General features: G+C 64.2%; 11 protein-coding genes. 6 read left to right on the top strand and 5 right to left on the bottom strand.

Going from position 1 to position 13,762, the window contains the following annotated elements:
- Window positions 1-11: 11 nt before the first annotated feature.
- Complete coding sequence (locus J2X19_RS01820) at window positions 12-2,417, bottom strand: UvrD-helicase domain-containing protein (RefSeq protein ID WP_310370085.1); 2,406 nt, start codon at window positions 2,415-2,417, stop codon at window positions 12-14.
- A gap of 21 nt (window positions 2,418-2,438) precedes the next feature.
- Between J2X19_RS01820 and J2X19_RS01815 the strand changes: the two genes are divergently transcribed.
- Entirely contained in the window at window positions 2,439-3,104 is a 666-nt protein-coding gene (locus tag J2X19_RS01815; RefSeq protein ID WP_310370083.1) for a hypothetical protein, read from the top strand.
- 56 nt (window positions 3,105-3,160) lie between these two features.
- Complete coding sequence (locus tag J2X19_RS01810; protein WP_310370081.1) at window positions 3,161-3,850, top strand: CBS domain-containing protein; 690 nt, start codon at window positions 3,161-3,163, stop codon at window positions 3,848-3,850.
- 154 nt (window positions 3,851-4,004) lie between these two features.
- Here J2X19_RS01810 and J2X19_RS01805 read toward each other — a convergent pair whose 3' ends face one another.
- Entirely contained in the window at window positions 4,005-5,219 is a 1,215-nt protein-coding gene (locus tag J2X19_RS01805) for a DesA family fatty acid desaturase (protein WP_116605971.1), read from the bottom strand.
- Window positions 5,220-5,344: 125 nt separating this feature from the next.
- Window positions 5,345-6,616: an RsmB/NOP family class I SAM-dependent RNA methyltransferase gene (locus J2X19_RS01800; RefSeq protein ID WP_310370079.1), complete on the bottom strand. Its 1,272-nt coding sequence runs from the start codon at window positions 6,614-6,616 to the stop codon at window positions 5,345-5,347.
- A gap of 44 nt (window positions 6,617-6,660) precedes the next feature.
- Between J2X19_RS01800 and J2X19_RS01795 the strand changes: the two genes are divergently transcribed.
- Window positions 6,661-6,924, top strand: coding sequence for a DUF1653 domain-containing protein (locus tag J2X19_RS01795; protein ID WP_116606125.1), 264 nt, complete (start codon window positions 6,661-6,663; stop codon window positions 6,922-6,924).
- Here J2X19_RS01795 and J2X19_RS01790 read toward each other — a convergent pair.
- Both J2X19_RS01790 and J2X19_RS01785 read right to left on the bottom strand, forming a co-directional pair.
- A complete protein-coding gene (locus J2X19_RS01790) occupies window positions 6,912-8,039 on the bottom strand; it encodes an ATP-binding protein (RefSeq protein WP_310370076.1) in 1,128 nt (375 codons plus the stop codon). The two genes, J2X19_RS01795 and J2X19_RS01790, sit on opposite strands and share 13 nt — an antisense overlap.
- Window positions 8,027-8,767, bottom strand: coding sequence for a response regulator (locus J2X19_RS01785; RefSeq protein WP_116605968.1), 741 nt, complete (start codon window positions 8,765-8,767; stop codon window positions 8,027-8,029). The genes J2X19_RS01790 and J2X19_RS01785 overlap by 13 nt, the downstream gene beginning before the upstream one ends.
- Before the next feature lie 223 nt (window positions 8,768-8,990).
- On the opposite strand from J2X19_RS01785, the gene xopAW reads away from it, so the two are divergent.
- The 3 genes from xopAW to J2X19_RS01770 all read left to right on the top strand — a co-directional run bounded on the left by xopAW (window position 8,991) and on the right by J2X19_RS01770 (window position 13,732).
- Window positions 8,991-9,785 (top strand): XopAW family type III secretion system calcium-binding effector, encoded by a 795-nt coding sequence (gene xopAW / locus J2X19_RS01780; RefSeq protein WP_310370073.1) that lies wholly within the window; start codon window positions 8,991-8,993, stop codon window positions 9,783-9,785.
- 136 nt (window positions 9,786-9,921) lie between these two features.
- Entirely contained in the window at window positions 9,922-10,959 is a 1,038-nt protein-coding gene (locus J2X19_RS01775; protein WP_310370071.1) for a LacI family DNA-binding transcriptional regulator, read from the top strand.
- 148 nt (window positions 10,960-11,107) lie between these two features.
- The gene (locus J2X19_RS01770; RefSeq protein WP_310370069.1) at window positions 11,108-13,732 is read left to right on the top strand and encodes a beta-glucosidase family protein; all 2,625 of its coding nucleotides are present in this window, start codon (window positions 11,108-11,110) and stop codon (window positions 13,730-13,732) included.
- Window positions 13,733-13,762: the final 30 nt, after the last annotated feature.

Below are 13,762 nucleotides of genomic sequence, written 5' to 3'. Positions count from 1 at the left end.
AGACAAAGCTGTTACGGCACCGGCGTCAGCTTGGCCACGCTCAGCGCCAGCCACTTCACGCCGTGGCGCGGGAAGTTGATTTGCGCGCGCGCATCGTCGCCCTTGCCTTCCAGCAGATTCACCTTGCCTTCGCCGAACTTGGTGTGGAACACCTTCATGCCAACGCGCAGGCCGTGGCTGGGCGCCTCTTTCTGCGGTGGCACGGGCGGGCTGGCGAAGGGTGCATCCTCCTTATTAAATCGGCCTCCAGCGCTGTATCCACCAGCGCCAGCAGCTATGGATTTAGGAGTAAAGCTGGACGACCCGTAACCCGAGGTCTTGGAGGTAATCCACTTCAGCGCCGATTCGGGCAGCTCCTCGAAGAAGCGGCTGCGCGGGTTGTAGCGGGTCTGGCCGTGCAGCAAGCGGCTTTGCGAGAAGCTCAGGTACAGGCGCTGGCGCGCACGGGTGATGGCCACGTACATCAGGCGGCGCTCTTCTTCCAGGCCCTGCCGGTCGCTGAGCGAGTTTTCGTGCGGGAACAAACCCTCTTCCATGCCGCCGACGAACACCGCGTCGAACTCCAGGCCCTTGGCCGAATGCACGGTCATCAGCTGCACCGCGTCCTGGCCGGCCTTGGCCTGGTTGTCGCCGGCTTCCAGCGCGGCATGGGTCAGAAAGGCGGCCAGCGGCGACAGGGTTTCGCCGCTGTCCTGGTCGATAAAGCCCTCAGTGGCCGGGGTGTTCGGGTCCAGGCCCTGGCTGGCCGGCGACTGGGTCAGGGGCACGCCCAGCTCGTCCACCGGCAAGGCCACGGCGTCGCGGCCAAAGCCTTGCTGCGAGACAAAGCTTTCGGCGGCGTTGACCAGTTCTTCCAAGTTCTCGACGCGGTCTTCGCCTTCGCGGTCGGCCTTGAAATGGGCCAGCAGGCCGCTGTGGTCCAGCACCAGGTCGATGATCTCGCGCAGGCTCAGGCCCTGGCTTTGCTCGCGCAGCACGTCGAGCTTGGCCACAAAGGCGCCGAAGTTGGCGCCAGCCTTGCCCGGGATCGCGCTCACTGCATCGTGCAGCGAGCAGCCGCTGCTGCGGGCCGTGTCCTGCAAGATCTCCAGGCTGCGCGCACCAATGCCGCGCGGCGGGAAGTTGACCACCCGCAGAAAGCTGGTGTCGTCGTTCGGATTCTCCAGCAGGCGCAGATAGGCCAGCGCGTGCTTGATTTCGGCGCGCTCGAAGAAGCGCAGGCCGCCGTAGACGCGGTAGGGAATGGCGGCGTTGAACAGCGCAGTCTCGATGACACGGCTTTGCGCATTGCTGCGGTACAGCACGGCGATTTCCTGGCGCGCCATGCCATCGCGTACCAGTTGCTTGACCTCGTCGACGATCCACTGGGCTTCGTCCAGGTCGCGTGGACTCTCGACCACCCGCACCGGCTCGCCCGGGCCCTGGTCGGTGCGCAAGTCTTTGCCGAGACGGTTGCTGTTGTGGCTGATCAGCTGGTTCGCCGAGTCCAGGATGTTGCTGAAGCTGCGGTAGTTCTGCTCGAGCTTGATCTGCTGGGTGACGCCGAATTCGCGCACGAAGTCGGCCATATTGCCGACCCGCGCGCCACGGAAGGCATAAATGCTCTGGTCGTCATCGCCCACCGCCAGCACGCTGCCGCCGGGGATGGACGTGCCGGCCGCCAGGTCCTTGGCGCCATAGCCGCTGAGCATCTTGATCCAGGCGTATTGCAGCTTGTTGGTGTCCTGGAACTCGTCGATCAGGATGTGGCGAAAGCGCCGCTGGTAGTGCTCGCGCACCGAATCGTGGTCGCGCAACAGTTCGTAACTGCGTAGCATCAGCTCGCCAAAATCGACCACGCCTTCGCGCTGGCACTGCTCTTCGTACAGCGCATAGATTTCGACCTTCTTGCGGGTCTGCGGGTCGTGGCCCTCGACCGCGTCGGGGCGCAAACCCTCTTCCTTGCAGTTACCAATGAACCACTGGGTTTGTTTGGCAGGGTATTGCTGGTCGTCTATATTGAATTGCTTCATCAGACGTTTGATAGCGCTGAGCTGGTCCTGGGTGTCCAGAATCTGGAAGGTGGATGGCAGGTTCGCCAGCTTGTAGTGGGCGCGCAGCAGGCGGTTACACAGGCCGTGGAAAGTGCCTATCCACATGCCGCGCACGTTCACCGGCAGCATGGTGCCCAGGCGAACCACCATCTCCTTGGCCGCCTTGTTGGTAAAGGTCACGGCCAAGATGCCACCAGGAGTGACCCGGCCGGTCTGCAGCAGCCAGGCAATGCGGGTGGTGAGCACGCGGGTCTTGCCGGAGCCCGCCCCGGCCAGAATCAGCGCATGCCCGGTCGGCAAGGTGACCGCCGCCAGTTGCTCCGGGTTCAGGTTGTGTAAGAGCGGAGCGTTGTCTGCGACGAAGTTAGTATTTGCTGAAAACATCACCCGATTGTAGGAACCCCCATGTCTGGCACCCCTCCCCTCTGGAAAGCCGCCCTGCTGCTGGCCTTGAGTCCCGCGGCCTGGGCCCAGCAGGCCTGCTCCAGCGACGGCCAGCCCGCACCCATCGCCTTGCTGGAACGCTTTACCAGTGCCGAATGCGAAGCCTGCTGGTCCGACCCGCAAGCGGCGCAGCCGGGCGCAGACACCGTGGCGCTGGACTGGATCGTGCCCAGCGCCCAGGGTGACGAAGCCCCCTTGTCCGCCGCAGCCCGCCAGGACGGGCTGGACCGGCTGCAAGCCTTGGGCCAGGCCGAGCTTCCAGATGCCCCGCTGCAGCCCAGCAAGGCCCTGCTGCGGGTAGCCCGCGGCCCGGCACTGGGCGGCTACATCGGCACCTCCATCGAGCTACAGCCCGCCGGGCCTATCGACGGCCCGCTGACAGCCTGGCTGGCGCTGGTGGAAACCATTGCCCCCGGCACCGACGGCACGCCGGTAGAGCGCAACCTGGTGCGCAACACCCTGGTGCTGGACTGGAACGCGGCCGCTGGCAGCTGGAAGGAAATCCGCCCCCTGGCCGTGCCCGAAGGCGCGCAAGCCGCCCGGCTGCGGGTGATCGGCTGGGTCGAGGATGCGAGCGCCCGGGTGCTGGTCGCCGCCCAGTCGCAATGCCTGCCCGAGCCGGACTAAGCTAGCCCCAGCGCGGCCGTTGTGGTAATTTGCGCCAGCACAGGAGGGCTTGGTCCATGTTTTCGGTCTACGGGGTTACGGGTCGGGTGTTTACCGGCACCATGGAACAGCTGCGGCACATCGACAAAGTCCATGCGATTGCGCGCATGCGCCGCATCGAACCCAACGATATGGAGTTGCTGCCGGAATTGCAGAACCCTCCGGTAGAACCGGCCACGTCCGCGCCCATGCCGCTGCTGCCCAGCACCGCCGTCGCCGCCTATGCCCAGACCAGCCAGCCTGACACGCCACGCCAGCCGCTGGACCGGGTCGGCCTGCTGATGACCCAGCCGGCCGTCACCACCCGCGCCGACACCTCGCTGGCCGAAGCAGCCGACCTGATGGCGCAACACCGGATTGCCCAGGTGCCGGTGCTGGACGCAAATGCCCGCCTGGTGGGCATCCTGCTGCGCGCCGATCTGTTCCGCCCCGGCCGGGTCGTCGCATCCACACCCGACGCTGCCGTGCCCTTGGACGCCAACGACTGGGCGGTACGTATGGCCCAACCGGTGTCCGGGACCATGTGGACGCCGGTAGCCAGCGTTTCGTCCGACACCGACATCCGCCGCGTCGCCCAGGTGCTGCTCGACACCGGGCTGCCCGGCCTGCCGGTGGTGGATGAAGGCGGCACGGTCATCGGCTTTGTGTCGCGCACCGACATCTTGCGGGCCGTGGCCACCGAGCCGCCGCTGGACGTGTGGGGGTAATAGGCTCACCCCCAGGCTGCAGCGCTGCGCGTCTTTCGCCACCCCCTTGCAGGGGGGCAACACCAGCGGCCTGGCGAAGCCGGTTCCGCGGTGTTTCTGGAAATGTAAAAAGCCCGCTATTGCGGGCTTTTTACATGGAGAGTCGTGAACTCGATCAGGCGTGGGCGGCACGCAGTTTCATCGAGAACTTTTGCAGCGCTTCGATACCGCTGCTTTCGGCGCGGTGGCACCAGGCTTGCAGGTCGGCGGTCAGCTGTTCACGCGACTGTGAGGTGTTGAGCCACATCTGGCGCAGTTCTTCGCGCATCACCACCATCTTGTCAAGCACGGGGTGGGCGGCGCGGGCCTGGGCCAGCTGCGGTTGGGCGGCTGCGGGCACCTTTTCGGCATCGCGGTGCATCCAGCGCTTGGCGGCTTGCAGGGCCGACAGATCACCCTTGCGGGCCTTGATGGTTTCCAGCTCGGCCTTGCAGGCCTGGCGCATTTCGCGGGCGAAACCGGCCATGACTTCGTAACGGTTGGCGATCAGCGCTTCCAGCGTTTTTTCGTCGGCCACGGGCTTGATAGCGCCCAACTGCAGCTTGGGTGGGGTCTTCTTGACCTTGGCCAGTCCGACTTTTTCCAGGGCACAGATGTACATCCAGCCAATATCGAATTCGTAGGGCTTCACCGAGAACTTGGCCGACGTGGGATAGGTGTGGTGGTTGTTGTGCAGCTCTTCGCCACCAATGATGATGCCCCAGGGCGAAACGTTGGTGCTGGCATCAGGAGCTTCAAAGTTGCGGTAGCCAAAGTAGTGGCCAATACCGTTGATGACACCGGCAGCCCAGAAGGGGGTCCACACCATCTGGATGGCCCAGACGGTCAAACCGGCGGCACCAAACAAGGCCAGGTTCAAAATCAGCATCAGGCCCACGCCTTGCCAGCTAAAGCGGCTGTACAGGTTGCGCTCAATCCAGTCGTTCGGGCAGCCATGGCTGAACTTGGCGATGGTTTCCAGGTTCTTGGATTCCTTGCGGTACAGCTCGGCACCGGTCCAGAACACGGTCTTGATGCCGTGCGCAACGGGGCTGTGCGGGTCGTCCTTGGTTTCGCACTTGGCGTGGTGCTTGCGGTGGATAGACACCCACTCCTTGGTCACCTGGCCGGTAGCCAGCCAGAGCCAGAAGCGGAAAAAGTGGGCCGGCAGCGCGTGCAAATCCATCGCCCGGTGCGCCTGGTGGCGGTGCAGGTAAATGGTGATGCTGGCAATCGTGATGTGGGTGGTGACCAGCGTGTACAACACGATTTCCCACCAGGACAAGTTCAACAGTCCGTTGGAAAGCCAGTCAACAGCTGCATTCAACACAGCCCAATCGGGTAACAACATAGGTAAAAAGCCTCAATGTTTTAATAAAGCCGGAGCTGTACAAAAATGCCGGCAAGCCTTCTATTCTAAGTTAGAGGGCTGAAATTACCTAGTGCCCCGCCCCTAGTTGCACACCGGTTAACGTGTTATTTCTTCTGCCAAACCGCCGCAAAGAAGCCATCCGTGCCATGCCGGTGCGGCCAGAGGCGCAAAAATTCACCGCCGCTGACCGGACCGCTGCACAGGCTGGCCGCGTTCTCCACCTTTAGATGGGTCAGTACTTCGGCGGTTTCAAGGGGTACGAAATCTGGATTCGCGGCCGAGAACGCCAGCGCGATCTCTTCGTTTTCCTGCGGCAGGATGCTGCAGGTGGCATACACCAAGCGCCCGCCAGACTTCAGCAGGCGCGAGGCGCTTTGCAGAATCGCGGTCTGCTTGACCACCAGCTCTTCCACCGCCTTGGGCGATTGGCGCCATTTCATGTCCGGGTTGCGGCGCAGGGTGCCCAGGCCGGAACACGGTGCGTCGACCAGCACGCGGTCGATCTTGCCGCTCAGGCGCTTGATACGGTCATCGCGCTCATGGGCGATGGCGGCCGGATGCACGTTCGACAGGCCGCTGCGCGCCAGACGGGGCTTGAGCGCGTCCAGCCGGTGGCCCGAGGTATCGAAAGCGTACAAACGCCCGGTATTGCGCATGCCCGCACCGATGGCCAGGGTTTTGCCCCCTGCACCGGCACAGAAATCGACCACCATCTCGCCGCGCTTGGCGTCGAGCAGCAGGGCCAGCAGCTGCGAACCCTCGTCCTGCACCTCGATGGCACCGCGGGTGAAGGCATCGAGCTTGGTCAGCGCGGGCTTGTCGGTCAGGCGCAGGCCCATGGGCGAATACGGGGTGGCAACCGACTGGATACCGGCCTTGGCCAGCTCTTTTTGCACATCGTCGCGCTTGGCGTTCAAGGCGTTGACGCGCAAATCCAGGCCAGCGCCATGGACCAGGCTCTCCACCAGCGGCCAGAACTCGTCTTTCAACTGCTCCTTCAACGGCTGCACCAGCCACTCGGGCAGGTTGTGGCGGTGCCGGTCCAGCAGGTCTTCGGTCTTGACCTGGTCGCAATTCTCCAGCCAGGTCTTTTCTTGGTCGCTCAGGGCCGCGTACAGGAAGTCGCGCGGGCCATGGAAGCCCAGGATCGCCAGCCGGCGCTGCTTGGAGCCACTGCCCGAGGGTGCCAGGTGGTCGAACAGCAGTTTCTTGCGCAACACCGTGTACACGGTTTCGGCCAGGGTGGCGCGCTCGCGTGGGCCCAACGAGCGGTTGTCGCGGAAAAACCGCGAAACCACCGAGTCGGCGGGGTGTTCAAATTGGAGTGCGAGGCGTACGAGTTCAGAACACTCGTCGAGGAAGTCTTTAGGATGCATAACCCCGATTGTCCCACGCCGCCCTTTCCAAGCCCGCCTTTGCCATGCCCGACACCACCCTGCCCCCACTCATCACCACCCCTCCCGGGCGCTACCGCCACTACAAAGGCATGCTCTACGACGTGGTCGGCACGGTACGCCACAGCGAGACCCTGGAACCCATGACCCTGTACCGCGCGCTGTACGGTGAACACGGCCTGTGGGTGAGGCCGGCGGCCATGTTCCTGGAAGAAGTGGTGGTTGACGGCCTGCGCCAGCCGCGCTTTCGCCGCGTGGCGGACGAACCAGCGAACGATCAAGCCGGCTGACGCGGCAGCTGCAGGCTGGCTACCAACCCGGCAGTCTCGCCATTGCGCAGTAACAGCGTGCCCTGGTGCCGGCGCGCAATGTCGTGCGCAATCGACAGGCCCAGCCCCACGCCGATATCGCGGCCAACCGGGCCGCGCTGGCCGTAGCGCGGCAGCTCGAAGCGGTAGAACGGCGCCAGCACCTTGCCCAGCTCCGACTCGGGCAGGCCCGGCCCGCGGTCGTGGACTTCGATGCACAGCTGCTCGGCACTGTCCAGCAGCTGGATATGGGCCGCACCGCCATAGCGGATGGCGTTATCCACCAGGTTGCCGATGCAACGGCGCAGGGCTGACAACTGCGCCGGCAGCGGCGCGGCCGCCCCACCGACACTGACCTCGTGGCCCACGGCCAGCTGGTCGTCGGCCAGGCATTCGACCAGGGACTGCACATCCAGCTGTACCAAAGGTTCTTCTTGTGCCGTACCGCGCAGATAGTCCAGCGTGGCGGTGATCATCTGGTCCATCTGCACGATGTCATGCTGGAACGCATGCTTTTGCGCGCAGTCGCCCAGCGCCTCGGCGCGCAGCCGCAGCCGCGTCAGCGGCGTACGCAGGTCATGCGATACCGCCGCGACGAAGCGGTCGCTCTCGTTCAGCTGCTGGCGGATCTGCGACTGCATCTGGTTGAACAAACGGCTGGCATCGCGGCATTCCGACGGCCCTACCTCCGGCAGCGGCGGGTGGTCGATATCCTGGCCCAGGGCCTTGGCGGCGCAGGCCAACCGCCGAATTGGCGCCGACAGCCAGCGCGCGCCAATCCAGGCCGCCACCACCAGGGCCGCCAGGCGCACGCCAATATCCAGCCATACACCGGGCAGACCAAGCACCGCACCCTCCGGCGGACGCGGCGGTGGCGGTTGCCGGTGGAACTCGATGAAAGGCTTGGACACCGGGCGCATCAGCGGCGCCGCAGCGGGGGGCGGCTCCATGCGCAGGTCCGGCGGAGGGCCCAGCTGGAACAGCATGGTCAATGCCAACCCATGGCTGGCCAGCGCCGCGACCGACAGCAGCAAAGCCAGCCGCCCGAACAGGCTGGACGGCAACAGGCGCCGGAGTAAACGCCTCAGAGCGGCCACGCGGGCTGGCCCTGCACCGACCTGGCGTTGAACATATAACCCGCGCCGCGCACGGTTTTGATGATGGACGGCGCATCCGGCGATTCACGCAGCTTTTGCCGTAGCCGCGACACCAGCAAGTCGATGCTGCGCTCGAACGCGTCCATGGCCCGGCCCCGCGCCTGCTCCATCAGCTGGTCTCGGCTCAGCAGGCGGCGCGGCCGGCTCAAGAAGGTACAGAGCAGGCGGAATTCGGCATTCGACAAGGGCACAACCAGGCCGGTGGGCGAGGTCAGGCGCCGCTCGTGGCGGTGCAGCACCCAGTGGTCGAAGTGCACCACGTCGCTGCCCACCTCCTGCAGTATCCGGTCGTGCACCGTGGCCGCGCGGCGCAGCACGGTCTTGATGCGGGCCACCAGCTCGCGCGGTTCGAAGGGCTTGCTCATGTAGTCGTCGGCGCCCATCTCCAGCGCCAGCACCCGGTCGTGCGAATTCGAGCACGCCGTCAACATGATGATGGGAATGCGGGAACGCTGGCGCAGCTCGCGGGTCAGGCTCAGACCGTCGATGCCGGGCAGCATCATGTCCAGCACCACCAGGTCGATGGGCTGTGCGGCCAGCTGCATGCGCATGCCGGGTCCGTCGTGTGCCGTGTGGGTACAAAACTCAAAACCCGACAGGTAATCCTGTAACAAGCTGGTGATGCCGTGGTCATCATCCACCACCAAAATTTGCCGAGAGGGCTTCATATATCGTCCATTTCGCCGAAAAGTGTAGGTAGACAACACCCCCTTGAAGACATAAACAGGCATGTCTTTACCTTTCTTTTCCGGCGCTTAAACCGCGATTTGTACCAAGCCGGATACATGCCGGACAAACCCCGTTTACAGCAAGGCGGAAGAATCAGATAGCCACCTAGCGCTGCGCACCCAGGTGGCAGCCCCTTCGATGTGCGCTTGAAAAGGAACCATGATGTCCAGCATCAGCAGTGTCAGCAACAGCAGCAGCGCATGGGCCGCCGCCAACGCCCCGCGCAGCGGCAACAAAGACAAACTCTTCGCCAAGGTGGATGTGGACAGCAGCGGCGGCGTCGACAGCAACGAGCTGCAAACCCTGCTCGACAAGGTGTCGGAGCGCACCGGCATCACCAACACCAACACCGCTGCGGGCCTGATGACCCAGCTCGACGGCAATGCCGACGGCAGCCTGAACGCCGACGAGCTGGTCAACGGCATCACCAGCATCGTGCCACTGCCCTCCACCATGGAGTTCGCCCAGACCCGGGCCAGCAACGACAGCTTTGCCAGCCTGGACGCCGACGGCGATGGCAAGCTGAGCGAGGCCGAATTCAATGCCGGCCGCCCGCAAGGCGCCGGTGACCCGCCCCCCGCCGGCCCGCCACCGAGCAGTAGCAGCTCCGACACGACCTACGACCCGCTGGACACCAACAAAGACGGCATCGTCTCGGCTGCCGAAGCCGCGGCCGGCGCCGCCAACGGCACGACCAGCGCCACCGGCACGATGGAAGCCCTGCTGCAGGCCATCGACAGCAACCGCGATGGCCAGCTCAGCGACAGCGAGATCGACACCCTGGCCCAACAGGTCGACAGCGCCATGGACACCCTGCAAAAAGCCTCTGCCAGCAGCAATGGCTCGGACAGCATCGACCTGAACCAGTTGGCGCAGCAACTGCTCAAGCAATACACCAACATGGCCGCGGGCAGCGCCAGCGCGGCCACTGGCTCCACCGTCAGCGTTACAGCATAAAAACAGGCTCCAGCGCTTATTCAACGTGCGCAACCGGCTACATATTCAATAGCATTGATAGCGGCAGCTGCACGCCGGGCCAGCGCTCCCCGGGGAGCTGCATGCCTGCGGGCTTGTTACGGCTACCATCGCGGCTATGACCGAGACACCGCCGCCCATCCAGCCCCCCGAACGCAAACGGCGCAACGCCAGCGTCACGGTGAACGACGTGGCCCTGCTGGCCGGCATCTCGGCGATGACGGTTTCGCGTGCCATCAACACCCCGGACCGGCTGCCGCCGGCCACCCTGGCCAAGGTGCAGGCCGCCATCGCCGCCACCGGCTATGTGCCGAATCTGCTGGCCGGCGGGTTGCGTTCCAACAAGAGCCGGCTCGTCGCAGCGCTGATCCCCACCCTGGTCAGCCCGGTGTTCAATGAAACGGTGCAAGCCCTGACCTCGGCACTGCGTGGCTACGGCTACCAGCTGATGCTGGGCCAAAGCGGCTATGCCGAGCCGCTGGAGGACGAACTGCTGGGCGCCATCATCGGCCGCCGGCCGGACGGCATTGTGCTGACCGGCGTGGTGCATTCCGCCGAAGCGCGGCGCCGGCTGCTGGCCTCCGGCATCCCCGTGGTGGAAACCTGGGATCTGAGCCCCGAGCCCATCGACATGCTGGTGGGCTTCTCGCACAGCGCGGTGGCCGAGGCCGTGTGCCGGCATCTGCATGCGCACGGCCGGCGCCGGCTGGCGGTGATCGGCGGCGACGACGAACGCGCGCAGCGCCGCAGCCAGGCCTTTGTCGCCACCGCCCTCAGCCTGGGCCTGGCCGAACCATGGGTGCAGGAAGTGCCGGCGCCCACCACGCTGGGCAGCGGCCGCAGCGCTCTGCGGGATTTGCGGGCCCAGAGCACCGACTTTGACGCGGTGTTCTGCAGCTCCGACATGCTGGCCCTGGGCGTGCTGACCGAAGCCCAGGTGCTGGGCATCGCCGTGCCCACAGAGCTGGCGGTGATGGGCTTTGGCGACCTGGCTTTTGCCCGCGACCTGCACCCCGCGCTCACCACCGTGCGCATAGACGGCATGCAGATCGGCATTGAGGCCGCACGCTGCATCGTCGACCGCGTCGAAGGCCGCGCCGTCCCCCAGCGCACCATCGACATCGGTTTCACGATCATCGAACGCGCCAGCGTTTAGGCAAACGCCAACCTAGGGATAACTCTGAGTTATTTGCATTGACCTCCAAATTGTTAACGATAACAATAAAAGTTAACGTTACCAAACCAGGGATCGACACCAGTCCCACTCCTGCTTTGGGTTCCGCTTTCACAACCAGGAGACAAAAATGCGTACAAAACAGCGAGCCGTTGCACACCTTCCCTCGTCCAACCAGAGCCTGGGGCAAGTCCTGCTCCCCCAAAAAACCGCACTCGCCCTGGCCTTGGGAACAGCTCTGGCCGTTGGACTCGTCGCCTGTGGCGGCTCCGACAGCTACAACGGCAATCCGTGGATGAGGCCCTCCCTTGTCGCCCAGCAAACCGCCGCCAGCACCGATGCGGCCAAGGAGGCCATCGCCAACCAACGGGCGAAGCTGCTGGTGCAAGCCATGACCACCGAGCAGAAGATGCAGCAGTTGACCGGCAGCATGCCCGAGCTGTTGCCCGAGTTGCCAGAATGCTATGGCGCGCGGCATGTGAGCGGAATCGCGGCACTGAATATTCCGACCTTCCGGATCACCAATGGCCCGGTCGGCCTGGGCCAGAACGACTGTGTATCGAAGAGCGTGTACGACGAGGTCAAAGCCGGTACCAAGTCTTTCACCGCGGCCTATTCCCACCCCACGTCGGCCAAAGCGACGGCGCTGCCCTCGGCCATTTCCGCTGCAGCTTCATTCGATCCAGGTGTTGCCACCGCCTACGGCGATGTGATCGGTACCGAAATGAACAACCTGGCGCTGCATGTGTTCGAGGCGCCGGGTGTCAACATGGCCCGCCTGCCCATCCTCGGACGCAACTTCGAGTATTTCGGTGAAGACCCGTACCTGACCGGCACGATGGGTGTGGCCGAGGTCAAGGCCGTCCAGGCCAAAGGATTGATCGGCATGCCCAAGCATTTCGTTGGTAACGAGCAGGAAACCAACCGCATGAAGATCCAGGAAACCATCGACCCGCAGGTGTTGCGGGAAATCTATTTGCTGCCGTTCGAAATGACGGTCAAGGACGGCAAGGCGGCATCCATCATGTGCGCGTACAACTCGGTCAACGGCCTCAATTCATGCGAAAACAAGGCCTTGCTCACGGGCGTGTTGCGCGATGACTGGGGTTTTACCGGCTACGTACAGTCTGACTTCTTCACGGTGAAAAGCACGGTCGGGCCCATGCTGGGCGGGATGGACCACGAAATGCCGATTCCGCAGTTCTGGTCCAAGACCAACCTGACGGCGGCACTCACCGCCGGCACCATCACGACAGCGATGTTCGACAAATCTCTGGAACGCCGCTACACGCAGATGTTCAAGTGGGGCATCTTTGACCGCCCGCTGAAACAAACTCCTATCGATTTCGCCAGCAACGGCCAGACCGCACGTGACATTGGCACCAAGGCGGCGGTGCTGCTGCAAAACAACGGTGCGTTGCCGTTTGCATCTTCCGTGGCCAAGCTGGTGCTGATTGGCAAGGCTTCGCAGGTCTATGCCCAGCAGGCGGTGGCGGGCGGTGCCATGGTCGGCAAGGCCATGGGCGGCGGCGGCGGCAGTTCCGACGTGGTACCCAACTACACCGTGGCGCCGCTGGAGGGCATCCAGAATATGCTCAAAACTCTGGGCAACACCACGGCATCGGTACAGCTGATCCTCGTCGACGACGCCAATGCAACGGCCACCATCGACGGCGTGTCCGCGTCCTTTGCGGATGTGACAGCCGCTGCCGCAGGCGCCGACGCCGTCATCGTGATGGCCGGCACCATCGCCGAAGAGGGCGCAGACCGCGCCACCACCAAAGACGGCAGCTCGCTTTCCTCCACCACCGTGCCCCTGGCTGCGGGCGCCAGCGCTGCCGACGGCAGCAGCCTCGATTGGTATGCATCGTCTTCGCTTACCACTCCCGCCACGGCCACCGGCACGAATGCGGTAAAGAACAGCAATACCGTCGCCATGCTCAAGGCCATCATGGCCGCCACCTCGACCACCGCCAAGGCCATGGCCCAAAAGACCGCCCTGGTGCTGAAGGACAACGCCGGCGTTGCCATGGACCCCGCTCTGGTGGGCGCTTCCGGCCCTTCCATCCTGGAAGTCTGGTTCCCAGGCCAGGAAGACGGCAACATCGTCGCCGACCTGCTGTTCGGACGAAAGAACCCTTCGGGCAAACTCCCGGTCACCTTTCCCTATGTTGGCAAGGGCTTCCTGGACAACCTGACGACACAGCAGTTCCCGGGTGTGGTGGCGGCCGACGGCGTAACCCAGACCGTCACCTATTCGGAGCAGTTGAACATCGGCTACCGCTGGTACGACAGCAACGTCAGCGGCCAGTGCGCGGTGGTGAATGGCAGCAATCCCTGCGTTGCGTTCCCCTTCGGCCACGGCCTGTCCTACACGAGCTTCAACGTGGGCGCCTCCAGTGTGACGCGCAACGCCACCACCGGCTCCTATGAGGTCAAGGCCACGGTCACGAACACCGGCTCGCTCGCCGGCTCCGAAGTCGTCCAGGTCTACCTGTCCTTGCCCGCCAGCGCCAGCAGCGTGGGTGCAGCCCAGCCACCCAAGCGGCTCACCGGGTTCCAGAAAGTGGAATTGGCACCCGGCGCGTCCAAACAGGTCGTCATCTCGATCGATCCGTCGGGCGCCAACCATCCATTGAGCGTTTGGAGCACGGCAAGCAATGCCTGGGTCATACCGGCTGGCCAGTACACGGTGCACGTGGGCAAATCGTCATCCCCCAAGGATCTTGCGCAAGCAGGCAACTTCAACCGCTGAGCTCGCCGCTGGCCTGCATGCTGAAATTTA

It is taken from the genome of Rhodoferax ferrireducens (assembly GCF_031458075.1).
GTDB lineage: Bacteria > Pseudomonadota > Gammaproteobacteria > Burkholderiales > Burkholderiaceae_C > Rhodoferax_B > Rhodoferax_B ferrireducens_A.
Note: the sequence above shows the minus strand (reverse complement) of the source record. Positions and strands in the feature narration are given on the sequence as shown.